This is a genomic window from Rhizobium sp. BK181 (assembly GCF_014193305.1).
Taxonomy (GTDB): domain Bacteria; phylum Pseudomonadota; class Alphaproteobacteria; order Rhizobiales; family Rhizobiaceae; genus Rhizobium.
Genome location: NZ_JACHZA010000012.1, coordinates 62,228 through 89,033 on the forward strand (window position 1 = coordinate 62,228; position 26,806 = coordinate 89,033).

The 26,806-nt window shown below is 59.3% G+C and carries 23 protein-coding genes; 14 read left to right on the forward strand and 9 right to left on the reverse strand.

Features of this window, described 5'->3' with window-relative positions; genetic code table 11:
* Nucleotides 1-144: 144 nt before the first annotated feature.
* The 6 genes from scpA (at nucleotide 145) to FHT77_RS22645 (ending at nucleotide 7,903) form a co-directional block, all read left to right on the forward strand.
* Entirely contained in the window at nucleotides 145-2,283 is a 2,139-nt protein-coding gene (gene scpA, locus FHT77_RS22620) for a methylmalonyl-CoA mutase (RefSeq protein WP_183757088.1), read from the forward strand.
* A 225-nt stretch (nucleotides 2,284-2,508) separates the two neighbouring features.
* The gene (locus FHT77_RS22625; RefSeq protein ID WP_183757089.1) at nucleotides 2,509-3,666 is read left to right on the forward strand and encodes a Gfo/Idh/MocA family protein; all 1,158 of its coding nucleotides are present in this window, start codon (nucleotides 2,509-2,511) and stop codon (nucleotides 3,664-3,666) included.
* 12 nt (nucleotides 3,667-3,678) lie between these two features.
* Entirely contained in the window at nucleotides 3,679-4,563 is an 885-nt protein-coding gene (locus tag FHT77_RS22630; RefSeq protein WP_183757090.1) for a carbohydrate ABC transporter permease, read from the forward strand.
* Entirely contained in the window at nucleotides 4,560-5,420 is an 861-nt protein-coding gene (locus FHT77_RS22635) for a carbohydrate ABC transporter permease (RefSeq protein ID WP_183757091.1), read from the forward strand. Before FHT77_RS22630 ends, FHT77_RS22635 begins: the two co-directional genes overlap by 4 nt.
* Before the next feature lie 61 nt (nucleotides 5,421-5,481).
* Nucleotides 5,482-6,684, forward strand: a complete 1,203-nt coding sequence (locus FHT77_RS22640) for an ABC transporter substrate-binding protein (protein WP_210281002.1) — start codon at nucleotides 5,482-5,484, stop codon at nucleotides 6,682-6,684.
* Nucleotides 6,685-6,766: 82 nt separating this feature from the next.
* Nucleotides 6,767-7,903, forward strand: coding sequence for an ABC transporter ATP-binding protein (locus tag FHT77_RS22645; protein ID WP_183757092.1), 1,137 nt, complete (start codon nucleotides 6,767-6,769; stop codon nucleotides 7,901-7,903).
* 417 nt (nucleotides 7,904-8,320) lie between these two features.
* On the opposite strand, the gene FHT77_RS22650 is transcribed toward FHT77_RS22645, so the two are convergent.
* The 3 genes from FHT77_RS22650 to FHT77_RS22660 are packed head-to-tail and all read right to left on the reverse strand — an operon-like array spanning nucleotide 8,321 to nucleotide 11,403.
* The gene (locus tag FHT77_RS22650; protein WP_183757093.1) at nucleotides 8,321-9,421 is read right to left on the reverse strand and encodes a D-TA family PLP-dependent enzyme; all 1,101 of its coding nucleotides are present in this window, start codon (nucleotides 9,419-9,421) and stop codon (nucleotides 8,321-8,323) included.
* 15 nt (nucleotides 9,422-9,436) lie between these two features.
* A complete protein-coding gene (locus tag FHT77_RS22655) occupies nucleotides 9,437-10,897 on the reverse strand; it encodes a M81 family metallopeptidase (protein WP_183757094.1) in 1,461 nt (486 codons plus the stop codon).
* A gap of 20 nt (nucleotides 10,898-10,917) precedes the next feature.
* Nucleotides 10,918-11,403 (reverse strand): hypothetical protein, encoded by a 486-nt coding sequence (locus tag FHT77_RS22660; RefSeq protein ID WP_183757095.1) that lies wholly within the window; start codon nucleotides 11,401-11,403, stop codon nucleotides 10,918-10,920.
* Nucleotides 11,404-11,515: 112 nt separating this feature from the next.
* Between FHT77_RS22660 and FHT77_RS22665 the strand changes: the two genes are divergently transcribed.
* From FHT77_RS22665 to FHT77_RS22690, 6 genes are all read left to right on the forward strand, one after another.
* Complete coding sequence (locus FHT77_RS22665) at nucleotides 11,516-11,905, forward strand: RidA family protein (RefSeq protein WP_183757096.1); 390 nt, start codon at nucleotides 11,516-11,518, stop codon at nucleotides 11,903-11,905.
* 23 nt (nucleotides 11,906-11,928) lie between these two features.
* Nucleotides 11,929-12,792 carry a MurR/RpiR family transcriptional regulator gene (locus FHT77_RS22670; protein WP_183757097.1) on the forward strand — a complete coding sequence of 288 codons (864 nt, stop codon included), beginning with the start codon at nucleotides 11,929-11,931 and terminating at the stop codon, nucleotides 12,790-12,792.
* A gap of 21 nt (nucleotides 12,793-12,813) precedes the next feature.
* Nucleotides 12,814-13,590 (forward strand): SDR family oxidoreductase, encoded by a 777-nt coding sequence (locus FHT77_RS22675; protein ID WP_183757098.1) that lies wholly within the window; start codon nucleotides 12,814-12,816, stop codon nucleotides 13,588-13,590.
* A 29-nt stretch (nucleotides 13,591-13,619) separates the two neighbouring features.
* Entirely contained in the window at nucleotides 13,620-15,539 is a 1,920-nt protein-coding gene (locus FHT77_RS22680) for a beta-N-acetylhexosaminidase (RefSeq protein ID WP_183757099.1), read from the forward strand.
* Between the two features lie 8 nt (nucleotides 15,540-15,547).
* Nucleotides 15,548-16,984 (forward strand): M81 family metallopeptidase, encoded by a 1,437-nt coding sequence (locus FHT77_RS22685; RefSeq protein ID WP_183757100.1) that lies wholly within the window; start codon nucleotides 15,548-15,550, stop codon nucleotides 16,982-16,984.
* A 95-nt stretch (nucleotides 16,985-17,079) separates the two neighbouring features.
* Nucleotides 17,080-18,279 carry an MFS transporter gene (locus tag FHT77_RS22690; protein WP_183757101.1) on the forward strand — a complete coding sequence of 400 codons (1,200 nt, stop codon included), beginning with the start codon at nucleotides 17,080-17,082 and terminating at the stop codon, nucleotides 18,277-18,279.
* On the opposite strand, the gene FHT77_RS32300 is transcribed toward FHT77_RS22690, so the two are convergent.
* Nucleotides 18,250-18,699, reverse strand: a complete 450-nt coding sequence (locus tag FHT77_RS32300) for a cupin domain-containing protein (RefSeq protein WP_409527469.1) — start codon at nucleotides 18,697-18,699, stop codon at nucleotides 18,250-18,252. The genes FHT77_RS22690 and FHT77_RS32300 overlap by 30 nt on opposite strands.
* A 158-nt stretch (nucleotides 18,700-18,857) precedes the next feature.
* Here FHT77_RS32300 and FHT77_RS22700 point away from each other — a divergent pair, with 158 nt between their 5' ends.
* Both FHT77_RS22700 and tehA read left to right on the forward strand, forming a co-directional pair.
* The gene (locus tag FHT77_RS22700; protein ID WP_183757103.1) at nucleotides 18,858-19,199 is read left to right on the forward strand and encodes a carboxymuconolactone decarboxylase family protein; all 342 of its coding nucleotides are present in this window, start codon (nucleotides 18,858-18,860) and stop codon (nucleotides 19,197-19,199) included.
* Nucleotides 19,200-19,234: 35 nt separating this feature from the next.
* Complete coding sequence (gene tehA, locus FHT77_RS22705; RefSeq protein WP_183757104.1) at nucleotides 19,235-20,263, forward strand: dicarboxylate transporter/tellurite-resistance protein TehA; 1,029 nt, start codon at nucleotides 19,235-19,237, stop codon at nucleotides 20,261-20,263.
* A gap of 196 nt (nucleotides 20,264-20,459) precedes the next feature.
* On the opposite strand, the gene FHT77_RS22710 is transcribed toward tehA, so the two are convergent.
* The 5 genes from FHT77_RS22710 to FHT77_RS22730 all read right to left on the reverse strand — a co-directional run bounded on the left by FHT77_RS22710 (nucleotide 20,460) and on the right by FHT77_RS22730 (nucleotide 26,744).
* Nucleotides 20,460-21,224 carry a sugar phosphate isomerase/epimerase family protein gene (locus tag FHT77_RS22710; protein WP_183757105.1) on the reverse strand — a complete coding sequence of 255 codons (765 nt, stop codon included), beginning with the start codon at nucleotides 21,222-21,224 and terminating at the stop codon, nucleotides 20,460-20,462.
* 307 nt (nucleotides 21,225-21,531) lie between these two features.
* Complete coding sequence (locus tag FHT77_RS22715) at nucleotides 21,532-22,902, reverse strand: alpha-glucosidase/alpha-galactosidase (RefSeq protein ID WP_183757106.1); 1,371 nt, start codon at nucleotides 22,900-22,902, stop codon at nucleotides 21,532-21,534.
* A 21-nt stretch (nucleotides 22,903-22,923) separates the two neighbouring features.
* Nucleotides 22,924-24,591, reverse strand: a complete 1,668-nt coding sequence (locus FHT77_RS22720) for an ABC transporter ATP-binding protein (RefSeq protein ID WP_183757162.1) — start codon at nucleotides 24,589-24,591, stop codon at nucleotides 22,924-22,926.
* A 10-nt stretch (nucleotides 24,592-24,601) separates the two neighbouring features.
* Nucleotides 24,602-25,735 (reverse strand): ABC transporter permease, encoded by a 1,134-nt coding sequence (locus FHT77_RS22725; protein ID WP_183757107.1) that lies wholly within the window; start codon nucleotides 25,733-25,735, stop codon nucleotides 24,602-24,604.
* Nucleotide 25,736: 1 nt separating this feature from the next.
* Nucleotides 25,737-26,744 (reverse strand): ABC transporter permease, encoded by a 1,008-nt coding sequence (locus tag FHT77_RS22730; protein ID WP_183757108.1) that lies wholly within the window; start codon nucleotides 26,742-26,744, stop codon nucleotides 25,737-25,739.
* Between the last annotated feature and the right edge of the window lie 62 nt (nucleotides 26,745-26,806).

Consider the following 26,806-nt stretch of genomic DNA (forward strand, 5'->3'; position numbering starts at 1 on the left):
CACGGAAGGAGATCCAGTCGTCGTATCGACGGACCGCGCTTGCCGTCTGACGCTGCGCTTTGCGGCAAATTATCGAATGGCTCTATCGCGCAACCGGCAAATAAAATGCTAGCTTCCGGCAAAAGAAGAATGCCGGAGGATAGGATGGCGAAGAAAACGTTTGGTGACTGGATGGCTCTTGCGGAGAAAGAGCTCAAGGCGCCGCCGGAGTCGCTCGTCTGGAAGACACCAGAAGGGATCGATGTCAAACCGCTTTATACCGAGGGCGATATCGAAAATGCCAAGCACCTCGGGTCCCTTCCCGGATTTGCGCCGTTCACGCGCGGCCCGCGGGCAACAATGTATGCCGGCCGGCCATGGACAATCAGGCAATATGCGGGATTTTCAACCGCGGAAGCCTCCAATGCCTTTTATCGCAAGGCACTTCAATCCGGACAGCAAGGTGTTTCGGTTGCTTTCGACCTTGCGACCCACCGGGGCTATGACAGCGATCATCCGCGCGTTGTCGGCGACGTCGGCAAGGCCGGAGTGGCAATCGACAGCGTCGAGGACATGAAGGTCCTGTTTGATGGCATACCGCTTGACAAGGTCTCGGTGTCGATGACGATGAACGGCGCGGTCATACCTATCCTGGCGAATTTCATCGTGGCCGGAGAGGAACAGGGTGTCTCGAAGGCCGAGCTGTCGGGCACCATCCAGAACGACATCCTCAAGGAGTTCATGGTCCGCAATACCTACATCTATCCACCGGAACCATCGATGCGGATCGTTGCGGACATCATTGAATACACCGCGAAGCAGATGCCGAAGTTCAACTCCATCTCTATCTCGGGCTACCACATGCAGGAAGCTGGGGCGACCCTGGTCCAGGAACTTGCATTCACTTTGGCCGACGGTCGGGAATATGTCCGGGCAGCGATCGCCAAAGGCCTGGATGTTGACGATTTCGCCGGTCGGCTCTCCTTCTTCTTTGCCATTGGAATGAATTTCTTCATGGAGGCGGCAAAGCTGCGCGCCGCACGGCTGCTCTGGACGCGGATCATGGAGGAATTCAAACCCCAGAAAGCCTCCTCGCTGATGTTGCGTACGCATTGCCAGACGTCGGGCGTGTCGCTACAGGAACAGGATCCCTACAATAATATCGTCAGAACCGCATTCGAGGCGATGTCGGCTGTCCTCGGTGGGACCCAGTCGCTCCATACCAATTCCTTCGACGAGGCGATCGCCTTGCCAACCGATTTTTCGGCCCGTATCGCCCGCAATACGCAACTGATCCTCCAGCACGAAACTGGTGTGACCAAGGTCGTCGACCCTCTGGCTGGATCCTACTACGTCGAGACCCTGACGAATGAGCTCGCCGACAAGGCGTGGACGCTGATCGGTGAGGTCGAGGCACTCGGCGGCATGACGAAGGCTGTTAATGAGGGCCTTCCCAAACGTCTCATCGAGGAGGCGGCGACGCGCCGGCAGGCAGCGGTCGACAGGGGCGACGAGGTGATCGTAGGTGTCAATAAATACAGGCTCGATACGGAGGAAGACATCGAGATCCTCGCCATTGACAATGCGGCTGTTCGAACGGCCCAGGTAAAGCGGATCGGTGAAACGAAACGCCGCCGCGACCAGGCAAGGGTCACGGCGGCTCTGGATCAGCTGGGACTGGTTGCGATGAGCGGTCAGGGTAACCTGCTTGAGGCAGCCGTTGAGGCAGCCCGCGCGCGCGCCACAGTTGGCGAGATTTCTGATACCATGCGGCATGTATTCGGCGATCACGCTGCCGAGCCCGAGGTCATCAAGGATGTCTACGGGCAGGCATACCGGGACGAGCCCGAGCTCGAGGTGCTGAAGGATCGCATGGCTGCTGCCGCCAGGGTTCTCGGCCGAGAGCCCAGGATCATGGTCGCAAAGCTCGGGCAGGATGGGCACGACCGTGGGGCCAAGGTCATCGCCTCGGCATTTGGTGACATCGGGTTCGACGTCCTGGCAGGTCCACTTTTTCAAACACCCGAAGAAGCAGCCGATCTTGCTGTTGCAAGCAAGGTTGATATCATTGGCATGTCATCGCTGGCGGCTGGCCACAAGACACTTGCGCCGCAGCTTGTCGAGGCGCTCAAGGCGCGGGGCGGTGGCGACATTATTGTCGTCGTCGGGGGCGTCATCCCGCGGCAGGACTACGCATATCTAATGGAGAACGGTGTTGCCGCTGTCTTTGGACCGGGGACCAATGTCCTCGATGCTGCAAATGAGGTTCTGGATCTTCTGGAGGGCAAGCGGCGCAACCGCTAGTCGACCGTCCCTGCCTGCCGGGTTCGACACCGTGGCCGTTCATACGATCATTCGATCGTCATCGGCGCCCCCTATTCGCGGAGACACGAAAATCGGACTGGGAAAATGAGCGCTCATGAAAATTAATTTCATATAGCCAACTTTTTATGGGATTCGAGTTGACGGGTTCGAATTTTTGTCCCAACCTGACGAAAATAAATTACGCGTTGGGAACGAGATAACAGCATGAAAGTTGGAATTATCGGGCTAGGATTCCGGCTCGGCTACCTTGGCCATGTCTTCACCGCAGTGGATGAAAGCTTCGAGATCGTCGGTTACGTCGACCCCGATCCAGCAGGCCTGCCTGGTCTCGCCGAACAGGGCATTTCCGCAGGAACGGCCTACGCGTCTGCGGAAGAGCTCATCGCCAACGAGACGCTTGACCTTCTGATGATTGGCTCGCCCAATCACATGCATCTCGACCACATCAGGCTGGGCCTGGAGAAAGGTCTGAAGGTTTTCTGCGAAAAGCCAATCGTAACGACGATTGCCGAAAGCATTGAACTGGCACGACTGATGGCGAAGTTTGGTCATGAGCGGCTGATGGTCGGTCTCGTTCTGCGTTACTCTCCGCTGTACAAGGATCTCCGCGCGATCCAGGCGTCAGGCAAGCTTGGGCAAATTGTCTCGATCGAGGCTGCGGAACATATCGAGCCTTACCACGGTGCGTTTTTCATGCGCGACTGGCGCCGCTATGAGCGCTATTCGGGTAGTTTCATGCTGGAGAAATGCTGCCACGACCTCGATCTTTATAACGGTGTCGTCGGCGCGCGTCCCGAGCGTGTTGCAAGCTTTGGCGGTCGTAAGAGCTTCATCCCCGCAAATGACCCCGTGCGCGAAGGTATCAACGACGTCGAACTGTTTCATCGCAAGCCGAGTGGCTGGATGGGGTCCGACAAGGTGTTCGACAGTGACGCCGACATCATCGACTATCAGGTGGCAATCGTCGAATACGCCAACGGCGTTGGAATGAACTTCCACACCAATCTCAACGTTCCAGACCAGTTCCGTCGCTTTGCCATTATGGGATCACGCGGCATGGCCGAGGGCGATTTCGTCCGAGGCTATCTCGATGTTCATGAGCAGCTGACAGGCAAGAAGGTTGTCGAGAACAAATACGTCGCGACAGAGCTTTCGCAGCACTACGGTGCCGACGAGCAGATGGCGGCAGATTTGCTCGACAGCGTGCGTACCGGTACCGAACTTCCAGTTTCGACGCTCAATGCCCTCGAGGCCGGCATCCTGGCCCTATCGATGGACGAGGCAAGGATGAAGAAGGCGGTTATCGATCTGCGCCCGATTTGGGACAGGTTCGACGAAGCCCTGCACGCAAGAGCGGCTTGAGAGGGCGGCAAGATGAGCGTCCAACGCAACGCAGTCATCTTTGCCTGGATCCTTCTCCTTCCGGCAGTCCTCTATGTCGCTGTGATCGTCGCGTATCCCCTGGTCGACACGTTCATCCTCTCCTTCACCGATGCGTCGCTGAAGAAGACGACGAATTGGGTCGGCTGGGTGAACTACAGTAAGATCTTCAACGCTACCTTCGCCGAAGTCATCGTTCGCACCTTCATCTGGACGTTCTTTTCTGTCTCCATCAAGATGATTATCGGTGTCTTCGGGGCGACGATGCTGAATTCCGCGGTCCCCGGCAGGGCGCTCTTCCGCGTGCTGACGATGCCGCCATGGATTGTCCCAATGGCGATCGGCATCTTCATGTGGGGCTGGATGTACAACGGCCAGTTCGGAATGATTTCCGGCATGCTGCAGCGTTTTGGCCTTGTGGACGCGCCGGTCGCGTTTCTCGCACAGGGGTCCACGGCGTTCTGGGCGACGATCATCACCGACGTCTGGATCGGCGTTCCGCTGGTCACGCTTTATATGCTCGCGGCCATGCAGGCGATTCCGCAGGACCTCTACGAGGCTGCCTGGACCGACGGGGCCGGCCGCTTCTATCGCTTTCGGCGCATTACCCTCCCGCTGATCGTCCCTTCGATGATCACCATGTCGATGCTGTCACTGATCGCGACCTTCAATTCCTTCGACATCATCTGGATCCTGACGCGTGGCGGACCGAGCGGCGAAACGACGACGATGATCATCGACACTTATAAAACCGCAATCGGCTCGAACAAATACGGCGAAGGCGCCGCGCGCGCCGTGCTGATCTGCATCTTCCTGTCGATCTTCTGCGTCTGCTATTTCCGCGTGACCAGTCGCCTTACGTCCGGAGACAAGCGATGAAACAGCCACATCTGCTGATCCATCGGTACAAATGGTATGAAATCATCGGCATCTATGCCGGCATCCTCATTTTCCTTACCTTCGTGCTCGCGCCCTTTGTCGAGGGCTTCCTGGTATCGCTTAAGCCGCTCAGTCAGCTCTTTTCATCACCCTATCGCTTCATCCCGGAAAACGGTTCCTTCGAGGCCTATCGGACTATGTGGATTAGCGTGCCGGGCTTTGCGCGCTACATCTTCAATTCCTTCTTCATCTCGACCATCGTCACCGCTGTCGTCCTAGTGCTGGTGATCCCTGCCTCCTACGCGTTCGCGCGGTTTGAATTCAAGGGCGCCGGGCTGCTGCTCGGTGCGTTTCTGGCCGTCAACATGTTTTCGGGCGCAGTACTGCTCATCCCGCTGTTCCGGCTGATGCGCACGCTCGGCCTGCTCAACACCTATTTCGCAATCATGGTTCCGGGTGTTGCCTTCCTGATCCCGTCGGCGATCTGGCTGTTGAGAACCTACATGATGCGCATCCCGCGGGAGTTGGACGAAGCCGCCTTCGTTGACGGTGCCAGCCACTTCTATACGCTCCGCCGCGTCATCCTGCCGATCGCCATGCCCGGCATCATGGTGGTTGCAATCACCACCTTCATCGGCTCTTATGCCCAGCAGTTCATCTTCGCGCTCACCTTCAATTCCAAGACCGAATTTGCGCCGTTACCGGTCGGCCTCTTCGCCTATTTCGGTCGCCAGGAAGTGGTCTGGAATGAACTGATGGCTGCAAGTTTCGTCGGCATCGCGCCGGCCATGATCGTGATTTTCTTTCTTCAACGGTATCTCGTCAGCGGGCTGACCGCGGGCGCGGTGAAACAGTAAGTCAACCACCAGAGAAAAAACGGGAGCTAACAAAGTGACAATTCATTTCAAGACCGGGCTGATGGCCCTTGCCCTGCTCGGTTCTACCGCGCTCGGCGCCATGACCGCGCAGGCCGCTGACAAGGAGATCAGCTGGATCTACTGCGGCGACAAGATCGATCCGATCCACGAAAAATACATCAAGGAATGGGAAGGCAAGAACCCGGGTTGGAAGGTCACGCCCGAGGTCGTCGGATGGGAACAGTGCCAGGACAAGGCCACGACGCTTGCCGCTGCAGGCACGCCGGTCGGAATGGCCTATGTCGGCTCGCGCACACTCAAGGAATTCGCACAGAACGACCTGATCGTTCCGGTCCCGATGACCGACGAGGAAAAGAAGAGCTACTACCCGAATATCGTCGACACGGTCACCTTCGACAACAATCAGTGGGGCGTGCCGGTCGCCTTCTCGACCAAGGCACTCTACTGGAACAAGGACATTTTCAAGCAGGCTGGTCTCGACCCTGAAACCCCGCCGAAGACCTGGGCTGAAGAAATCGCCGACGCCAAGCAGATCAAGGAAAAGACCGGCATCGCAGGCTACGGCCTTCCGGCTAAGACCTTCGACAACACGATGCATCAGTTCATGCATTGGGTTTACACCAACAACGGCAAGGTAATCGACGGCGACAAGATCGTCATCGACAGCCCGGAAGTGCTGGCAGCGCTCCAGGCCTACAAGGACATCACGCCCTACTCCGTCGAAGGCGCGACCGCCTACGAGCAGAACGAGATCCGTGCCATCTTCCTCGACGGCAAGGTCGGCATGATCCAGGCAGGCTCGGGTGCTGCTGCCCGCCTGAAGGACACCAAGATCAACTGGGGCGTGGCACCGCTGCCGCTTGGCCCTTCCGCCAAGGGCGAAGGTACACTGCTCATCACCGACAGCTTGGCCGTCTTCAAGGGGACGGGCGTGGAAGACAAGGCGATCGAATTCGCCAAGTTCATTACCTCGCCGGGCCCCCAGGGAGAATATGAGCTTCAGGGCGGCGCCGGCCTCACGCCTTTGCGTCCGTCGCCGAAGGTCGATGAATTCGTCAAGGCAGATCCGTCCTGGAAGCCGTTTATCGACGGCATCGCCTTCGGTGGTCCCGAGCCGCTCTTTACGGATTACAAGGGCTTCCAGAACTCGATGATCGAAATGGTCCAGTCCGTCGTGACGGGCAAGGCCCAGCCGGCCGATGCCCTCAAGAAGGCTGCTGGCGAGATCGAAGCGTTCAAGTAAGCCTTTGTCGGGATCGCGGGCGCAACAACCGCGATCCCCCTTACAGTATGCATGCTGCAGGCGCGGCAACCGGAGACAGGTTTTGGGACAGCTTCTTCTCAACAATGTTCAGAAGTTCTATGGCGACTTCGAGGTTCTCAAGGGCATTCAGCTCGAGGTGAAGAACGGCGAGTTCGTGGTCTTCGTCGGGCCGTCTGGCTGCGGCAAGTCGACGTTGCTGCGCATGATCGCCGGTCTGGACGCGACCTCCGGCGGCGACATCGTCATCGGCGGGCTCCGAGTGAACGACCTGCCGCCGGTCAAGCGCGGCATTGCAATGGTGTTCCAGTCCTACGCCCTTTATCCGCACATGTCGGTTTTCGAGAACATCGCATTCCCACTGCGCGTGGAAAAGATGGAAGAGGAAAAGCTCAAGGCCAAAGTCGAGCACGCCGCACGCATTCTCCATCTTGACCAGAGGCTGCAGCAGAAGCCGGGGATGCTTTCCGGCGGCCAGCGCCAGCGCGTGGCGATCGGCCGAGCGATCGTGCGCGAACCGAAGATCTTCCTGTTCGACGAGCCGCTTTCTAACCTCGACGCGGCGCTACGCGCCGACATGCGCATCGAGCTTGCCAAGCTGCATCGCCAGCTGAAGGCGACGATGATCTACGTCACCCATGACCAGATCGAGGCGATGACCATGGCAGACCGGATCGTAGTGCTCAACGCCGGGGAGATTGCCCAGACCGGCGCGCCGCTGGAACTCTACCACAAACCGGCGAATATCTTCGTCGCGAGCTTCATCGGCAATCCAAAGATGAACTTCCTGCCGGTTACCTGTAGCGCAGTCAGTGAAGCCGGCGTGGAGATCGATTATCAGGGGCAGAAAGCTACCATCCCAGTGACGCCGCGGCAGGGCGCTGTTGGCAAGACGCTGACGCTGGGCGTGCGCCCCGAGCACATCCAGATTGGATCAGGTGACATCCAGATCAGAGTTGCACCTACGGTCATCGAACGACTTGGCGCACAGACAGTTGCCTATGCATCGCTTGACGGTGAAGGCGAGAATTTCTGCGCGACGCTGCCGGGCGGTGCTGCCGTTCGGCCGGATCAGCCTCTGTTGGCCGGGATTAACGTTGTCGACTGCCATCTGTTCGACGACAAGGGGATATCATTCGAGCGCCATGTCGAACTGACAGATATCGACGTGAATTTGCTCAACCCCACCGCGGCTGCCTGATCAGCCGACCCGGGGAGCGCCGCCCTCAGTACAGGGGATAGAAGAGCCTGTTAGCTGGGTAGGAATAGGCGCCACGGTCGAGGATTCCCAATCTAGACATGCAGTTTCTGAGCGCCGTGACGTGCCAGGGATTGGCTGGATAGGGAGAGCCCCGGTAGTTGGCCTCTGGCTCGCAATAGCGATAAGCCCGCTCAAACCGCGCCAGAAGCACGGGATCCGAATCCATCCGAACGCCATGAAAGCTTTGCCATTCCGCCGGTGCTTCCGCCGCCGAAATCGCCAACAGACTAGCCACTATGCCCAATGCAACGGAGACTCTCATCGACCTGACCTCCCGCGCGCCTAACGCCGCTGAAAAGAAGATGCTTTTCAATCGCGTAACGTCAAGAGGCATATGTCAAAGGAAGGCGAGATTCGTTACCAGACGAGTCCGCGCGCAGCCACGTCCTCGACACGGGTGACGACGCCGTCGCGGTGAAAGACCATCGTGTCGAAAAGATTGGATACAACGCATGTGTGGTTGGGGATGATGCGGATCTTGTCGCCGATCTCCGGACGCCTGTCGCCGCATTTCGATAAGTCGATAACGCCGTGTTCCTCAGACAATCCAGTGATCACCGCCTCGGGGTAACCGACCACAGTTCCGAAGTCGGAGAAGCCAAGCAGGTCGGAGGTTAGTGCCTTTGAACCGGCGTCGATGACGGCACGATCCCCGGTCGGGCGAGACACGACCGTCGCGAGCACGTGCATGGCGCAGTCATCCCAGCTGCAGTGACCGGCGCGAACCATGGCCCGATCGTTGTAGATATAGGTTCCGGCACGATGCTCGGTCGCGGCGCTGACGAGATGTGCCTCAAACAGACTCGGCGTGCCGCCATTGCTGACGATCGGGCAATCAATTCCCTGCTCCTCGAGAAGCGATAGTGCTTCGCCGAGAAATGCCTGTACCGCCTCGGCAGCCCCGGGCTTCGGATAGTTGAGAAGCCCACCGAAAGAGAGGCCGGGGATGCTGTGAATGCGCTTCGCCAAGTCTCTTGCTTCATCGGGCGTCTGGACGCCGCAGCGGCCACCACCGGTATCGCATTCGACCAGCACAGTCAGCGGTTTACGGGATGCGAAATAGGCAGACAGGCCATCGACCGTGGCCGTGCTGTCGGCGACTACCTTCAGGTCGGAGATGCGGTCGTTGAGGGCTGCCAGCTGCTTAAGCTTTTGCGGGCCGAGGATGTTGAAGGTGATCAGGATATCCTGGAAACCAGCCGCTGCGAAGACTTCAGCTTCACTGATCTTTTGACAGTTGATGCCCTTTGCGCCTGCTGCGATCTGCTCGGCTGCGAGCGCCGGGATCTTGTGGGTCTTGATATGCGGCCGGAAGTTCAGCCCGTGCTCGTCCATGTAGGCCTGCGTACGGGCGATGTTCGCCGCCAGGCGATCCTCGTCGATGATTGGCCGTGGCGTCGAGAGATCGGCGACCCTGTCGCCTGGCCTGGCGATGATGGCGAACGGATTTTCCTGCATATGACGCGCTCCGTGTTAGCGGCCGTGGGGATCGGCGACCATCGGCCAGATGTTCTTCGGCGCGCGACGATAGGGCGTCTTGGCCGGATTGTTGGGATAAGGCGTTCCGGCCGAACAGTAAATGATTTCCGCTGCGATCTTGGAGAAGGACGCGTAGAAATGATTGGTCGATTTGATCACCAGGATTTTCTTGGATGTCGGATCGATACCCATAACCGAAAAGAGGCTCGGATCGAAGCTCTGGGCGCGCGTCGAGTTCAGGATGATATCGATGCCGTCGAGTACGATATGCGCCGCATCGCCGAACGGCGCAAAGCTCTCGCCAAAACGCATCTCGGCATTCGCAACGAGCTTTACGACCTTGACGATCCCGTCCACAGGATTGCCGGTGCCGGGGCCAGACTTGGCGCCGAACCGGAGCGGAATTTCGGCGCCCTCGCCTGCTGCCATACAAATCTGCACTGCCATCGGGTCCCAGATCGTGCCTATCGCGACACCCTTGGCGCCTCTTTCGATGAGCTCCTGGAGGAGGACGGTGGCATCGCCTGCAGTGCCGCCGCCGGGGTTGTCCCATACGTCAGCGACGACGACAGGCCACGAGGTTGCTGCCATAGCCTGCGTGACAGCCTCGACCTCGTCGATCTGCGGCATCATGAAAGTGCCACGTTTGGAAAACAGCTCTAGGCCAAGCTCACGTGCAAGGGCCGCACCTTCCTCCGGCTTGTTGTTGGTGACGACAAGTATCTTCGTACCCATCTCGGGCACATCTCCGGCCATGAAGCCGTGAACCACGGAGATCGACAGGATATCAGCGTGGTCCTGCTCGATGTGCATGATCTTGTCGACGAAGGAACGCATCGGGTCGCGCGAGGTGGGATAGACGTCGATCATCCGGCAATCGAACGCGGACATGACGGGGTTCAGGCGCCCTTCCAACGTCTCCACGGCAATCCGCCAGAGATCCTCGGCGCGGTCGACGAAATCAATGTGCGGGAACTCTTTGAAGTAGACCAAGAAGTCTGCCGCCTTTAGGCGCTTGGCGGTGAGGTGGCTGTGCGGATCGAGCTCGGCGCAGACGAGGAGCTCTGGCCCGACGATCTCGCGGACACGCGCCAAAATATCGCCCTCGGTGTCCTCGTAACCGGCGGCGACCATGGCGCCGTGCAGGCCAAGGATAACGGCGTCGACAGGCATGGCGGCTTCTAGCTGCGCGAGCACCTCGTCGCGTAATCCCTCATAGGCGGAGCGGTTCACCAGCCCGGCCGGGTCCGCCCAGGCGGCGGTGCCCTCGATCAGTTCCCATCCCTTCTCCGCGCAAACACGACGCCCCACCGTGATCGGTGCCGAGCAGAGCGTTGGCGTTTCCGGATGTTGGCCGGGAGGCGCATAAAGCGACGCTTCGAAGGCGCGTCGATCGACGCAGATCGGTGAAAACGTGTTGGTCTCGGTTGCGAGCGCCGCCGTGAAAATGCGCAAGGGTTCGGCCTTTGTGTTGATCAGCCCATCGGGTTCGGCAGGTAGCCGGTAAAGCCGCAGATCTTCCAGCGGCCTTCATGCAGGCGGCAGTAATAAAGTGTCTGCCACTGCATGATATCACGCGTGCCATCAGCCTTGCTGAGGCCGCCATCGAACTTCTTGCGCACCAGCGCCATGTCACCCTCGATCTCTATGTCTTCGAGCGTGGTGGTCGTGAAGATGGCCGTGCGGGTGTCTTCGGCAAACGCTTGCGTGGCAAATTCCTCTGCCTGACGCACCCACTCGTCGCGGTAGGTAGACAGCGTCGGAAACGCAAGCCGCCATTTATCGGGGCTGACTTCTTTCCGTCCATCGATGCCGATGAAGCCTTCCTCGACAAAATCGTGCTCGACCATCGACCAGTCGCCAGCAAGGAATGCATCGATGTCGCGAGGGACCAGCATCTCCCAGATCGAATGCCGCGCGACGTCTGAAACGGGAAACGGGTTTTTGAAAGGATCGCGCATTATCTCCCCCGGATTGAAATTCTTTTCATCAATGGCGTTTTTCGCTGGTCAAATTCGGCTTTCTATGGTCACTTGTCAACTTAATACGAAAATAATTTGCAAGGATCGATCGATGTCCATTAAGCGCTATGGCGCGGTTCAAAAGGGTGCCGGTGGCAAGCCCCTGCCCTTCGCGCGGGCCGTTGAAGCCGATGGCTGGCTCTATGTATCTGGCCAGGTCGCCATGGAAAATGGCGAGATCATCGATGGCAATATCGTAGCGCAAACCCACAAGACGATCGAGAACGTCCTGGCGATCCTCAAGGAGGCGGGATACGGCCTGGAGCATGTCGTGCGTTGTGGCGTGTGGCTCGACGATCCCCGCGACTTCTGGACCTTCAATGCAATCTACCAGCAGTACTTCGGTGACCATCCCCCTGCTAGAGCCTGCGTTCAATCGTCGATGATGGTTGACTGCAAGGTCGAAATCGATTGCGTGGCGTATAGGTCGAAGGATCTGTAAACTGCACACTAGCGGGGGACGGGATGGATATTTTCTCAACACTGCAGGAAGAGAAGCCCCGGCTTTCACCCTCCGAAAGCCGTATCGCCGATATCCTTCTCAAGGACTTTGAGTTTGCGGTAAATGCCTCGATCATCGAGCTCGCCGAAAGGGCGGACGTTTCTCCGCCCACCGTCACGCGTTTCTGCCGCCGATTGGGCTGCGAGAGCTTTTCCGATTTCAAGGTTCAGCTTGCCAGGACAGCTTATGTTGGCATGCGCTACTTGAAGCCGGAACCCAAGAGCACCAACCCGGGTGATGTCGCGCAGGACATCATCACGAAGGCACAGAACGCACTGTTCCTGCTTCATCGTTCGCTCGACCTGGCTGCGATCGAGCTTGCCGCCGAGCGGCTCTCACGCGCCGACATGATCTATGCCTTTGGCTCCGGCGGCAACTCGTCGATGATTGCAAGCGAACTTCAGAACCGGCTTTTTCGCTTCGGCCTGCATGTCACGGCGAGCTCGGATCATGGCATGCAGTTGATGATGGCAGCCGCCGCGAAGTCGACAGACGTGTTGATAGGTTCTTCCTTTACGGGACGCAATGCCGAGCTCGTGCGCGCTTTCGCGCTTGCCCGCGAGTCAAGAGTAACCACTATAGCGCTCACCCAAAGCGACAGCCCGGTGGCAAAGGTGGCGGAAATTGTTGTGCCTGTCGACCTGCAGGAAGGTAGCAACATCTTCCGGCCGACGTCGACGCGCATTGCCTATCTGGCGATCGTCGACATTCTTGCCAGCCTGGTCGCCTATGCAATTCAGCCGAAGGCTGCCGTTGCGCTACGCCGCATAAAGCAACAACTCGTTGCCCATCGCGATGGTGACGACCGGCAACTCCTCGGGGATTAACATGCCAAAAAGGGATGCAGAATGACAAGGACGGTAGCGATCGTAACGGGTGCTGCAGGTGATATTGGACGAGCCATCGCCGAGCGCCTTGCAGACGATCACGATGTCATTGTGATCGTCGATATAGATCCCGCAGCCGCCGCCAAGGCCGCGCTCGATCTCGGTCCTGTCGAACGCTTTGTCGCGCACGCCTGCGATGTAACCAGCGAAACAAGCGTCGCCGAAATGGCAAGCCAGGCAGCCTTGCTGGGTTCGGTGCGGACACTCGTCAACAATGCCGGCGCGGCGCGTGCCGTCAGCCTGCATGACACCACACCCGAGATCTGGCGGATGGACAATGCCCTCAATCTCGAGGCTGCGTTCTTGTGTTTCCGGGCTGTCGAACGCCAGCTGGAGGCCTCGAAGGGATCCGTTATCAACATTGCTTCCGTAAATGGCATGAACGTGTTTGGCCACCCCGCTTATAGTGCCGCGAAAGCCGGCCTGCTGCATTTCACCAAGTTGGTTGCCGTCGAATACGGAAAGCTCGGCATTCGTTCAAACGCGGTTGCACCTGGCACTGTCCGCACGAAGGCCTGGGAAGCGCGTGCTGCGGCCAACCCCAATGTCTTCGAAGAGGCGCGACGCTGGTATCCGCTCCAGCGGGTTGTCGATCCAGGTGACGTGGCCAATGCCGTGGCGTTTCTTGCGGGACCACAGGCTGGTGCAATCACGGGCGTCTGCCTGCCCGTCGACTGCGGGCTGACTGCCGGTCAGGCGGAGCTGGCGCGGACGTTCTCGCAGTCCGAACACTATTGATCCCGATACACGTCATGAGAGGAACCTTGATGTCGTTGGCGCCCTATCGCCTGGAGAGTTCGTGGCAGCCTGACGGCGGTCCGAACGGTCGCTTTACGTTTTCGCTCTTCAATCTCTCCGAGGAAACGCTCTTTGGCTTCACGCTGGCCTATACGTCGCTGACGCGCGTCATCGATCCTAAGGCCTGTGAGAATGCAACCTTTTTACGTCGTAACGCGAATTTCCATGAATTCGCCCCACCGGAGGGCCTTCGGGTCGATCCGGGTAAGAGCTGGAATTTCACAGTCAGCGGTCTTCACCGGCCGGCGCGTCATTGCACCGATGGTGCCAAGTCGGCTTATGTCACGCTCCAGGACGGGAAACATATCACAGTCGCCGTATCCGACCTACTTCTGGAGGGCTGCGTCAATGAGCCTCCGCCAATCCTTCTGCCGGAGGGCAAGGTCGCGCTGCCATTTGCATTGCAACCCTGGCCGGCGGACATAGACGCGAAGCCGGGAGAAGATTTCCCCGTTGTTCTCTATCCGGGCGAAGGATCGACGCGCGATGATGTGCTGGCTATCTCGACAGTTCTGTCGCTTCACCGCCGATTGTTCGAGAGTAGTCACGCGCCATTCAGTCTTGCTGCCTCGCCGCAGGGGCGTTCTGTGCAGTTCCTGGTCGATGCAACCATTGCTCCGGAAGGCTACAAGCTCGAATTCTCCGCGACACAGATTGCGTTGTCCTTTTCCGCGAAGGCAGGACGCCAATATGGGTTGACTTCGCTTGCGCAACTCCTCCATGGCGCCCGCACCGACCGGAGAAACTTCCGCTTTCCTGTCTCCGGTACGATTTCAGACAGGCCGCGATACGGTTGGCGGGGCTGCCATCTCGACGTGTCGCGCCAATTCTACCCGACCGCCGACGTCAAGCGGTTGATCGACATCCTTGCCTGGTTGAAGCTCAACATCTTCCACTGGCATCTGACGGACGATGAGGCATGGCGCCTTGAAATCAAGGCCTATCCCCAACTCACGACGACCGGCGCCCTTCGTGGCCCGGATGAACCTCTCCTGCCTCAACTCGGCAACAGCGCAGAGCCTGTCGGTGGCTTCTATTCCCAGGACGATGTCCGCGATATCGTCGCCCATGCGGCGAGATTGAGCGTCGAGATCATCCCGGAGATCGATATTCCCGGCCACAGCACGGCGACACTGACCGCGATACCCGATCTGACTGACGGCCAGGAGGCGCCCGAGAGCTACCATTCGGTGCAGGGCTACCCAAACAATGCTCTCAATCCCGCGGTGCCTCTGACCTATGAATTCCTCGAAACTGTGCTCGACGAGATGGTGGACCTTTTTCCGTCACTGTACCTCCACATTGGCGGTGACGAGGTGGCGAACGGGTCCTGGCTGGCCTCTCCGCTTGCCAGGAAGCTGATGAAGCAGGAAGGGATTTCGGGCACTTTCGCATTGCAGTCCTATTTTCTCAACCGCGTAAAAGAGATGTTGACGGCTCGCGGTCGCAAGCTCGCGGGCTGGAATGAAGTTGCACATGGGGGTGGTGTCGCCCCAGAGGACACATTGCTGATGGCCTGGGAAAATCCGCAGGTCGGCATCGATCTTGCGACCGAGGGCTATGAGGTCGTCATGACGCCGGGGCAGGCCTATTACCTCGACATGGTACAGGCGGAGGCATTTCAGGAGCCGGGCGCAAGCTGGGCCGGAACCGTGCCACCGTCCCATACCTATGCCTATGAGGCGGAGGGTGACTTCCCCGAAGCGCTGAAGGACCGAATGAAGGGTGTACAGGCGTGCATCTGGTCGGAACACTTCCTGTCCCGCGGCTACTTCAACCGGCTCGTCTTTCCGAGGTTGCCGGCGATTGCCGAAGCCGCGTGGACACCGAGGGCCATGAAGGACTGGGAACGCTTCGCTGCGATCGTGCGGCTCAGCCCGGAATTATGAGGCAAGTGATGCGGTTAGCTGTGGGCGGAATCCATACGGAATGCAGTACCTATTCGCCGGTCATGATGACGGCTCAAGATTTCCGCGTGCTGCGCGGCGGGGAACTTATGGTCTCCGACTACTTCGCCTTCCTCGACGCGGATGGCATTGAACACCTGCCGCTCCTGCATGCACGCGCAGTGCCTGGCGGCCCGGTATCGAGGGCGGCATATGAGTTGTTCAAGGCGGAATTTCTAGATCGGCTAAAAACTGCCTTGCCGGTTGACGGCCTCTACCTTGCCATGCATGGCGCCATGAACGTCGAGGGAATGGATGACGCGGAGGGCGACTGGATTGCCGCCGCCCGCTCGGTGGTCGGCGAGGAGTGCGTCGTCGCAGCGAGCTACGACTTGCACGGCAATGTCAGTCAACGGATCATCGACCAGCTCGATATCTTTGCGGCTTATCGCACGGCCCCGCATATCGACGTGCGTGAAACGATGATACGCGCATGGTCCCTCCTCGTAGACGCCCTGAGGTCTGGCCGACGGCCCGGCGTGGCCTGGGCACCGGTACCCGTCCTCTGGCCAGGCGAGCGAACATCGACCGAGGACGAGCCTGCAAGAAGCCTTTACAAATCCCTGCCTGACATTAATAAGCGCGCCGGCATCCTCGATGCCAACCTGATGATCGGTTACGTTTGGGCAGACGAACCACGCGCGACCGCCTGCGCGGTGGTCACTGCCACGGATCGTGCGGCCGCCGAACGCGCCGCGGAAGAGATTGCGCTGTCCTACTGGAATGCACGCGAACACTTCGTCTTCGGGCCGGTGACCGGTCCGCTCGACGCCATGATCGATATCGCGGAAACTGCTGCGACGGTGCCGGTGATCCTTGCCGATTCCGCCGACAATCCAACGGGCGGCGGCGTCGGCGATCGGGCCGATGTTCTCAATGCGCTCATTGCCAGGGGGTTCGACGGAGCCCTGCTTGCGGGCATAACCGACCGACCCGCAGTCGAGGCCTGCTTCGGAGCCGGGAAAGGCTCGAAAATCGAACTCGCCATTGGCGGCACGCTTGATCCTTCCAGCCTGCCGGCTCATGTCGAAGCAGAGGTGGTCTTCCTCGATGACCCCGGCCCGGTCGGCGAACGCCAGGCGGTGGTGCGAACAGGCGGCATTACCGTCGTGCTATCTGCCCGCCGTCGTCCGTATCACAACATAGCCGATTTTACCCGACTGGATCTCGATCCCCAATCCCTGCGTTTGCTTGTCGTCAAATCAGGCTATCTGTCACCTGAGCTGGCGCCGATTGCCAATCCGAACCTGATGGCGCTGACGCAAGGCGTTGTAAACCAGGACATCGAAGGGCTAGACAGCAGGCGACGCATCAGACCGACCTTCCCGTTCGATCGAGACTTTGATTACGCACCGCAGGCGCGCTTGTCGGCGCGCTGGAGAGCATGATCTTTTCGGTCTGGCAGGTTCCGGTCCCGTGCCGAACCTGTTAGACGCGTCCATCCACACTGCATGCTCGGCGTTACTGCCGCACGATATATGTCATGAACCGTTTCCTTCCCGATGTTTTTCGCGACCCGACGATCCGGGTCAGCATGCTTGCGATCTTTGCATTTGGATTTGCCGGTGCATCGACCTCGCCCTATCAATCGGTTATCGGTATTCGTGAATTGGGCATGAGCAATGCTCTCTACTCGGTGCTGATTTTTTCGGCCGCAGCGGTCAACGTCACTGTCAGCATCCTGCTTGGCAACCTGGCGGACAAATTGGGCGAGTACCGGTCGCTGATGGTGACTGTCGCAGTGTTCGGGATCTTCGGCTACGGGGCGATATACCTCTTTCCAGCGCAGGGCACCTTCATCATCTGCGCGCTTCTTTTGCTGCCGGTCTACAACGCGCTTAACTCACTCCTCTTTGCCAACGTGCGTGCCAGCACCAGGGGAATGCCCCGCAATGAAATTGCATCGGTGAATTCAGGTGTTAGGGCGATGATCTCGCTCTCCTGGGTGCTTGTGCCAGGCCTCGTCGGGATCGTCCTGTCACGATCGGCAAGCATGCTGCCGGCCTATCTGTTTGCGAGCCTCGCCTGCATGGTCTGCCTCTGCCTGATTGCCGCCTTCCTGCCCCGCCAGAGCGGAACGGACAACGCGGCCACGCACCACCTGTCATACATTGCAGCGCTCGCAGCGGTCATATCGCCACGTGTCCTCGTGCGGGTGCTGGCCGTCTCACTCATCAGCAGCACCCTGCACGTCAATGCCGCCATCCTGCCCCTGATCGTCACGGGACCTGCCCATGCGACCGTTGGCGACGTCGGTATTCTCGTTGGCATCGTCGCGTTCCTTGAAGTCGTCTTTATCGTCGTGTGGGGCCGTGCCCAACGCATTTTGAGCAGCATCACGGCGCTCGCGCTCGGCACTGTCATCTATGTGGTCTATCTGCTCTTGCTTGGTTTTGCCTCGGCGCCTTGGCATGTCTATGCGCTGACCATCGTCAGCGGCATCGGCGCAGCGGCCCTGATCAGCATTCCGATCACCTATTTGCAGGATCTTATCGCAGATCGACCGGGCCTCGGCAGTGCGTTGATATCGGTCAATATTTTTGTAAGCGCTGGTCTGAGCGCGCTTCTCTTCGCAGTCGGAACCGGTATCGGGGGCTATTCAGGGACGGCCATCATCGGTGCCGTTGCCGGCATGACCGGCCTGGCGCTCCTCCTATGGTTCGACGGACGCGGGATTGGCTGACGATGTCCGGGCTTTCCAAACGGAAAGCGAGCGCCGGAATTGTGCCGGTGTTGCCTGTCTGCTTGCCTTGAAAGCCTTGGCGAGGAGAAGGCTCGGCGAGTCCGGCGTATAGGTGAAATGGCCGCAAAGGAGGTCGACGTCCCACGGGCCGCCGCGGTTTGTCCGCATTGGCAACATTCCATCGGCAGCAATCTGAAATACTCGGGGCGGCTGATCGGATCGTTCCGATTGCACGCTGACAATGCTGTGCGCATCCCCACGGGGAAGCATCCGAAAATCCCCGGAACGCATCGTCACCAGTCGTCCTGCGGCCGTGCGGATGGAACACTGGCGGCCGAGCACGAGATGAAAGTGTACGACGCCAGGCGTGGCATGGTCATGATCGATGACGAATGCGCCCCTCGAGCCTGCACCGCAAATCGAGCAGCAGTTGCAGATCGGCCAGATCAAGCTGGCGGCTAAGAGTGTCCATTGAGACGATCGGTTGTAAACATGAGCTTGCTGGGCATGCAAACGCGCATGAAAAGCGTTCATGGTCCCCCCGGAGCATCGGCGCAACAATGATCATGGAGAGACAAATGATGAAATGGAAGGAATATCGAACCCAGCTTCTCGGCCGGATCGGGGAGCTCCCCAAGCTCGCACCGGATACGATAAAAACGGCTATCAGACGCTGGCCGGGGGCGGGTCGGAAGACCAACCATCTCGATGCCAAACAGCGAGAATTGATCGCCTTGGTCGTTGCAGTCACCCTGAGGTGCGACGGTTGTATCGTGGTTCACACGACAGAGGCAAAGAAGTTCGGTGCAACGGAAGCCGAAATTGCCGAGGCGCTCGGTGTTGCGATCTCTGTAAATACCGGCGCAGCGCTTGTCTATTCTGCACGTGTCGTGGATGCTACTCACGCTGTCACAGAGTGACGGTGCGAGGTCGATCGACGCGAATGGAGCTTTCCATGACTGTGAATTCCAAACTCTCGCAGGCAGGTGATAGGGTCTCGCTCCCGACGCGGTTTCGCCTTCCGCGCGTTCCTGCGGCATTCTTTGGCATCGTTCTCGGTGTCGCGGGTCTTGCCAACAGCTGGCGGGCAGCGGCGGCGATTTGGCCGCTCCCCCCCGAAATCGCTGCCGCACTGAACCTTGTCGCCGTCGCAATCTGGCTGGTGCTGGTAGTCCTCTACACCGCCAAGTGGATCGTGGATCCGCAGGCGGCACGGGATGAGGCGGAGAATGCGGTTCAATGTTGCTTCATCGGCCTGGCTGGAGTTGCGACAATGCTGGTTGCGTTGGCCCTGCTTCCCTATTCTCGTCCCGCCGCCGAACTGATCTTCGGACTAGGAGGTACGTTCACGGTCGTGTTTGCATTATGGCGGACCGGAATTCTGTGGCGCGGCGGGCGTGATCCGGTAGCGACGACGCCGGTTCTCTATCTGCCGACCGTCGCAGGAGCGTTTGTCACGGCGACGGTCGCGGGGGCGATGGGCTATGGCGATTGGGGCCAGCTTGCCTTTGGTGCGGGCTTTTTCTCGTGGCTCGCAATCGAATCTGTCCTCCTCAATCGGTTGCTGACGGCGCCTGTCCTGGCTGAACCGTTTCGTCCGACGCTCGGCATTCAGTTGGCGCCACCGGCGGTCGGCAGCCTCGCTTATCTCAGCGTCACAACGGGTACGCCTGACATGATGGCGCATGCGATGATCGGGTACGCCATCTTGCAGATGCTCCTGCTCCTGAGGATGTTGCCCTGGATCGCCCGGCAGCGGTTTGCAGCATCCTACTGGGCGTTCACCTTCGGGATCACAGCACTGTCGACAGCCGTATCGAGAATGGTTGCGCGTGGCGATACCGGACCGATGCATGTCTTCGCCCCGCTTCTTTTCATTCTGGCAAATATCGTCGTGATCCTTGTCGCAGTCGGGACCATTCTGCTGTTGGCACGGGGAAAACTGTTGCCAACCCAAACCGCACCGACGATGTCTGCCCCTTAATGCAGTTGCGCGCTGCGCAACTGATAGCGGCATCCGCTTCAGGAGTGAGCCTCAACGCGTGTCGTTGCCTGATGCATTCTCCATGGCAGGCATCGAATCGATGTGATCTGCTCGGCAATCGCGGCAAATGGAACTTGGCCGATGTTGTCCCGAATTGCGGGCTGGAAGGGGTCCAACTATTCCGCCTCGGTCCGGGTCAGGACATGAAGCGGCTCAGATAGGCAAAACTCCTTGTTGCGAATTCTGTGGGCTGCCGCGGATTGTCGTGTTCGACTACCAGGGTGCGAGCACCATTCAGGAGGGCTGCGCGCCACAACAATGGCCACACCAGAATGCCTGAGCCGACATCCGACCAACCGTCCTCGTCCTTCCTGGCACCCTCAGGTGCCTGGTCCTTGACGTGGGCCGACGCAAGGATCGGCGCATATCTGTGCAACCATTCCTCTGGAACCACACCTGCACGTGATAGCCAGGCAATGTCTGCCTGCCACGTCAACGGACTTCCCTTGGCAGTATCGAACATGAGTTCAAACCCGTACCGACCACCGAGAAGTCGCGTAAACCCTGCCATCTTGTTGTGATAGCCCAGCGCGATGTGGTCCCGCTTGAACCGTTCGGCCAAGGCGCCCAACTCGCGACCCAAGCGCTGCCAGGCGCTCGCGGTCTCCTGTGAGGCCGGCGGTGCAGGATGCGGAACGTACAGTTCCCCTATTCCGCACACTTCACAGGCTGTGAGGATTGGCCCAGCCTCACGTCGGAGTGTGTCCAGGGTGACATGGGCGGTCGGCGCGCTTAGCCCATGGCGTATGAGGCCTTGCTTCAGCTCGTCTGTATCGCGCAAATGACTTTCCAGCGGCTCCACCGAGCGGAAACCGGCGCGGGCGGCGGCCGAAAGTTGCGCATCGAGCGACCCAAGGCCTCTCATCGAGAAGAGCTGCAGGGACAGGATTGGTCTGGTCATTCAACAGCCTCCGGCCGAACGAAATTTGCCGGATCATCGTTGATGGTCTGCCCAGAGAGCAAGCGCAGTCCATCGAATGCGGCAAGCCATGGCTGGCGAGTCACAGCTTTCGAGTGGGTATTTTCGACGAGATTGGGTTGACGCACAAGCTGCTGGAGACCGTCTAATGCCTTGCCTGGTGGCGAGAGAATTGCTCCGTTCATTGACCGCGAAGCCGCCCGGAACAACCTTGGTGAGAGTGTAGGAGAAGAAAAGTCCCGCGGCATTGCCGCGGGACTTCATATGGCCGTGACCGGGAGAGAGATGGTCAGGCGGCCTGAACCTTGCGGCCGGTGCGTGCCCACGCCGGCAGCCAGTCGCCATGGGCGGCGAGCAGATCGTCCACCATTGACCAGATCTGATCAAGATCGAGTTCGGCCGCGGTGTGCGGGTCCATCATGGCGGCGTGATAGATGTGCTCGCGGTTTTCCGTCATCATGGCCTGGACGGTCAGCTCCTGAACGTTGATGTTGGTGCGCATGAGGGCCGTGAGCTGCGGTGGCAGATCGCCGATAAACGTCGGCTGGATGCCGGATGCGTCGACGAGGCATGGCACTTCAGCGGCGCAATTGTTTGGAAGCGACGTGATGCATCCATTGTTACGAACGTTGCCGTAGATGACCGAGGGTTCGCCGGTCCAAACCGAGTTGATGATCGAAGAGGCGTATTCTTTCGACTGCTTGACCTCGATCTTGTCAGCCGAGCGATAGGCCTCCGCCTGTCCCTTCCAGCGCTCGATCTGTTCGATGCAACGCTTCGGATATTCGTCGAGCGGAATGCCGAACTTCTCGATCAGATCCTCGCGGCCTTCCTTGATGAAGTAGGGAGTGTATTCGGCGAAGTGCTCCGAGCTCTCGGTGACGAAGTAGCCGAGCCGCGTCAGCATTTCATACCGGACCTTGTTCGGGCAGCGAGGATTCCAGCCCGGCTTCGGAGCGCGGCCCTCGCGATAGGCGCGCATGAGATCCGGATAGAGGTTCTTGTAGGATCCGTCGGGCAGGCGATGTTCAAGCTTCAGATAGAAAGCCATGTGATTGATACCGGCCGAGCGGTAGCGGATCTCCTCGTAGGGGATGTCGAGATCGTGTGCCAGTTCCATGGCTGTGCCCTGCACCGAATGGCAGAGGCCGACCTGCTTGATGGTTGGATACTTCTCCGCGATCGCCCAAGTATTGATTGCCATCGGGTTGACATACTGAAGCATGATCGCTTCAGGGCAGACGGCAAGCATGTCCTCGCAGATCTTCCAGAGGTGCGGGACGGTGCGAAGGCCACGCATGATCCCGCCGACTCCGAGCGTGTCGGCAATCGTCTGACGCAAACCATACTTCTTCGGGACCTCGAAGTCGGTGACCGTGCAGGGCTCATACCCGCCGATCTGGAAGGCGACGACCACGAAGTCGGCTCCATCAAGTGCCTTGCGCTGGTCCGAATAGGTCTCGGCTTTGGCCTTGACGCCGAGCGTCGAGATCAGCTTGTTGACGACGATGGCGCTTTCTTCCAAGCGCTGCGGGTTGATATCCATCAGGGCGATCGTGGCGCCCGACAAGGCTGGGCGTTGCAGCACATCACCGATGATGTTCTTCATGAAAACAGTGGAGCCAGCTCCGATAAACGTGATCTTGGGATTTCTTGCCATTATAACCTCCGGCATGTGCAATCAGGCTACCTCGAAAGCGGCTTTGACGAGCCGTTCCGTGTAGGCGGTCTTGGGATTGGTGAGAACTTCGTTGACGGGCCCCTCCTCCATGATCTTGCCATGCTGCATGACAATCACACGGTGGCAGAGGGCACGCACGACCTTGAGATCGTGCGAAATAAAGAGATAGCTGAGGCCGCGTTCGTCCTGCAGCTTGCGCAGCAGCTCAATGATCTGGGCCTGGACCGACAGGTCGAGGGCAGACGTTGGTTCGTCGAGCAGGATGAATTCGGGTTCGAGCGCGATGGCGCGGGCAATTGCGATACGCTGGCGCTGACCACCGGAAAACTCGTGCGGGAAACGCGACAGGATATTGCCTGGCATGCCAGCTGCAATCAGCGCCTCGCGGACGCGGTCGAGCCGTTCGGCTCTTGTTGCTCCGAGCTTGTTGACAACGAGCCCCTCCTCGATGATCTGGCCGATCGTCATGCGCGGATTGAGCGAGGAGAACGGGTCCTGGAACACGACCTGCATGCGCGAGCGCAGCGGCCGCATCTCGGCACGCGATTTTCCGTGGATTGGCTGGCGATCGAAATAAATCTCGCCTCCATCGGTGTCGTTCAGCCGAAGCAGCGCCTGTCCGAATGTGGTCTTGCCGGAGCCGGACTCCCCGACGAGGCCGAGCGTCTCGTGGCGGCGAAGTGTCAGGCTGAGGCTGTCGACGGCGACGAGCTCCTTCAGTTGCGGTTTGAAGAAGCTGCCATGCCGCATCATGAAGGACACGCGTACGCCCTTGGCATCGAGGATGACGTCGGACCCCTCGGGCAGCGGGTTGGCCTGCCCCCGCGGCTCAGAGCCTAGCAGGTGCTTGGTATAGACATGCTGCGGATTGGCAAAAAGCTTCTCGGTCGTGTTGTGCTCACGCATCTCGCCATGCTGCATGACGTAGACGTAGTCGGAGAACTGCCGCACGACCGTGAGATCGTGGGTGATCAGGATCACCGCCATCCGCATTTCCGTCTGCAGGTTGCGGATCAGGTTGAGGATCTGCGCCTGGACGGTGACGTCGAGCGCCGTCGTCGGTTCGTCAGCAATCAGCACGTCGGGGTCGTTGGAGAGCGCCATGGCGATCATCACGCGTTGGCGTTGGCCGCCGGAGAGCTGGTGCGGATACTGCTTGAGCCGTGCTTCTGGATCGGGGATCTGAACATGCTTCAGCAGCTCCAGCGCGCGGGCTTCCGCCTGCTTCCTGCTCATCTTGCGATGCACCCGGATGGCCTCTACGATCTGGCTCCCGATCGTATAGATCGGATTCAGCGAGCTCATCGGCTCCTGAAAGATCATCGAAATCCGGTCGCCACGCAGTTTGCGGCGCTGGCGCTCGGAGAACTTCAGGATATTGGCGCCGTCATATTTGACGGTCGACTTCGGTGCGACCACAGCACGCTTCGACAGAAGTCCCATGACGGTTCTGGCTGTCACCGATTTTCCCGAGCCGGATTCACCGACGATCGCGATGGTCTCCCCGCGGTAGAGTTGGAAGGAAATATCTTTCACCGCCTCCACGGTGCCTTGCTCGACCTTGAAGTTCACGCCGATGTTGCGGGCGTCGATGACGGGGCTCTCCTTGTGCGCTTCGTGATCGAAACGGACGGATGGGGCGAAGGAGTTGACGAGTGCAAGTGCCATGTTCTTCACCTCAATAAGGATCGACTGCGTCACGCAGGCCGTCGCCCAGCGCGTTGAAAGCGAAGACGGTGACGAGCACGAAGCCGACGGGCGCCAGAATCCACGGATAGGTGCCAATCACCGAGTAATTGGCGGTGTCCTGCAGCATCAGGCCCCAAGAGATCAGCGGCGGCTTCACGGCAAAGCCGAGGAAGCCGAGGAAGGATTCAAGCAGCACAACGCTCGGGATATGCAGCGTCACGGCAACGATGACGTGGCTCATCACGTTCGGGAAGATATGCTGGAAGATGATACGCCGGTCGGTAGCGCCGACGGCCATCGCTGCCCGGACATAGTCGATGCGTGCGAGCGCCAGCGTCTTGCCGCGCACCTCGCGCGACATCTGTGCCCAGCCGAGGGCCGACATGACGACGATGACGAATGCAAGGAAGACATTGGTTGGCGCGGTCACCGGGATCAGCGAGGTCAGTGCTAGGTAGAGCGGGAGCTGCGGAAAGGCGAGAACCACTTCCACGAAGCGTTGCACCCAGGTATCGAACGCGCCGCCGAAATAGCCGGACACCATGCCAACCGTCGTGCCGATCATGGTCACGATGAAGACCACGGTGAGCGCGATCGTCAGCGAAATCCGCGAGCCGATAATGGCGCGCGAAAGGATGTCGCGGCCGAACTTGTCGGTGCCGAGAAAATGCACCGGCTGGCCATCGATCGACCCGAAGAAGTGTCGGTTTGCCGGAATGAGCCCGAGGAGATTGTATTCCGCGCCCGGTACAAAGAAGCCGAGCAGGCGCGGATTGTCATAGTCCGGGCCGACGATTGGCTGGAAGGTGACGGGATCGAGCTCCTCGGATTCGCCGAGTGCATAGACGCGGGGCGAATAGGTGAAGTTGCCGTCCTTGTCGTGGAAGCTGATCATCTGCGGTGGCGCGAAGCCGACGTCCGTCGCCTTGGGGTCCATCGGTGCGAAGAAATCAGCAAAGACGGCCATGAAAAGCAGGAGACCAACGAGTATCAGCCCCATCATGCCGGTCCATGAGCGCCTCAGGCGACGCCAGACAAGCGACAGATAGCTTTCGTTGCCGTACGGTGCGTTCTTGATGGTTTCTTCGTGGGGCGGTGGGGGAGCAGAATCAAAGGCGAGCATATCATGCTCCTCCGTACTGGCGGACCCGCGGGTCCAGCATGGCGAGCAGCATGTCGGCGATGATGTTGCCGACGATGAGCGTCGCCGAAAGGACCATCATGAAGGTTGCCGTGACGTAGACGTCGCCGATTGCCATCGAGCCGACGATGGCCGGGCCGACGGTCGGCAGCGAGAAAATGATTGCAGTCTCTATTTCGCCAGTCAGCATGTAGGGGAGCACGACGCCCTGATACATGACGAGCGGGTGGAGCGCATTTGGCACAGCATGGCGCATGACGACCGCACCACCCGACAATCCCTTGGCGCGCGCCGTTTCGACATACTGGGCGTTCAGCGTGTCGAGCAGATTGCCCCGCATGACGCGCATGTTGTAGGCGAGACCGCCAAAGGTGGCGATGGCGACGACCGGCCAGACATGGCTGACGAGGTCGACGAATTTCGCCCAGGACCACGGCGCTCCGCCATACTGCGGCGAGAAGAAGCTGCCGATTTCCGAGACGTTGAATTGAAAGACGAGGAGATAGACGATGATCAACGCCATCAGGAAGCGCGGCACCGTCATGCCGAGGAAGGAGACGCCGGAGAGCAGGCTGTCGATCCAGCTGTACTGGCGGGTGGCCGCCCAGATGCCAAAACCGATACCAAGCACCGACGCGAAGATGTGGCAGACCAAAGCCAGGGCCAACGTGCGTGGCAGTCGCTCGGCCACAACGTCCGCCACGGGCTTGTTATAAAACATGCTGTAGCCGAAATCGCCTTGTGTCACGATACCTTTGATCCAGTTGAAATACTGGATCACCATCGGCTGATCGAGGCCATGAGCGACGCGATAGGCCTGGGCCTGCGCATCGGCGGCCGCGAAGGACGCTCCACTCTGATTGATCAGCTGCGAACGGATGTAGTCGGCATAGTCACCGGGGGGAGCCTGGATGATCGCGAAGGTTACGATGCTCAAAATGATCAGTACCGGGATCGCGGAGGCTATGCGCACGAGCAGGAATCGTAACATCGGACGGTTCGCTTCTCCTTGCCGCCAGTCGCGCCTGTCGGTGCGGCCGGCTTGTTGATATT

Bases quoted from the DNA above. Each gene is read 5' to 3' on its own strand.
- FHT77_RS22660 (WP_183757095.1), bottom strand. From the start codon at position 11,403: ATGCGCGATCCTTTCAAAAACCCGTTTCCCGTTTCAGACGTCGCGCGG.
- FHT77_RS22630 (WP_183757090.1), top strand. From the start codon at position 3,679: ATGAGCGTCCAACGCAACGCAGTCATCTTTGCCTGGATCCTTCTCCTT.
- FHT77_RS22690 (WP_183757101.1), top strand. From the start codon at position 17,080: ATGAACCGTTTCCTTCCCGATGTTTTTCGCGACCCGACGATCCGGGTC.
- FHT77_RS22670 (WP_183757097.1), top strand. From the start codon at position 11,929: ATGGATATTTTCTCAACACTGCAGGAAGAGAAGCCCCGGCTTTCACCC.
- FHT77_RS22685 (WP_183757100.1), top strand. From the start codon at position 15,548: ATGCGGTTAGCTGTGGGCGGAATCCATACGGAATGCAGTACCTATTCG.
- FHT77_RS22715 (WP_183757106.1), bottom strand. From the start codon at position 22,902: ATGGCAAGAAATCCCAAGATCACGTTTATCGGAGCTGGCTCCACTGTT.
- FHT77_RS22640 (WP_210281002.1), top strand. From the start codon at position 5,482: ATGGCCCTTGCCCTGCTCGGTTCTACCGCGCTCGGCGCCATGACCGCG.
- FHT77_RS22635 (WP_183757091.1), top strand. From the start codon at position 4,560: ATGAAACAGCCACATCTGCTGATCCATCGGTACAAATGGTATGAAATC.
- FHT77_RS22625 (WP_183757089.1), top strand. From the start codon at position 2,509: ATGAAAGTTGGAATTATCGGGCTAGGATTCCGGCTCGGCTACCTTGGC.
- FHT77_RS22675 (WP_183757098.1), top strand. From the start codon at position 12,814: ATGACAAGGACGGTAGCGATCGTAACGGGTGCTGCAGGTGATATTGGA.
- scpA (WP_183757088.1), top strand. From the start codon at position 145: ATGGCGAAGAAAACGTTTGGTGACTGGATGGCTCTTGCGGAGAAAGAG.
- FHT77_RS22725 (WP_183757107.1), bottom strand. From the start codon at position 25,735: ATGCTCGCCTTTGATTCTGCTCCCCCACCGCCCCACGAAGAAACCATC.
- FHT77_RS22720 (WP_183757162.1), bottom strand. From the start codon at position 24,591: ATGGCACTTGCACTCGTCAACTCCTTCGCCCCATCCGTCCGTTTCGAT.
- FHT77_RS22665 (WP_183757096.1), top strand. From the start codon at position 11,516: ATGTCCATTAAGCGCTATGGCGCGGTTCAAAAGGGTGCCGGTGGCAAG.
- tehA (WP_183757104.1), top strand. From the start codon at position 19,235: ATGACTGTGAATTCCAAACTCTCGCAGGCAGGTGATAGGGTCTCGCTC.
- FHT77_RS22700 (WP_183757103.1), top strand. From the start codon at position 18,858: ATGATGAAATGGAAGGAATATCGAACCCAGCTTCTCGGCCGGATCGGG.
- FHT77_RS22650 (WP_183757093.1), bottom strand. From the start codon at position 9,421: ATGCAGGAAAATCCGTTCGCCATCATCGCCAGGCCAGGCGACAGGGTC.
- FHT77_RS22710 (WP_183757105.1), bottom strand. From the start codon at position 21,224: ATGACCAGACCAATCCTGTCCCTGCAGCTCTTCTCGATGAGAGGCCTT.
- FHT77_RS22730 (WP_183757108.1), bottom strand. From the start codon at position 26,744: ATGTTACGATTCCTGCTCGTGCGCATAGCCTCCGCGATCCCGGTACTG.
- FHT77_RS22680 (WP_183757099.1), top strand. From the start codon at position 13,620: ATGTCGTTGGCGCCCTATCGCCTGGAGAGTTCGTGGCAGCCTGACGGC.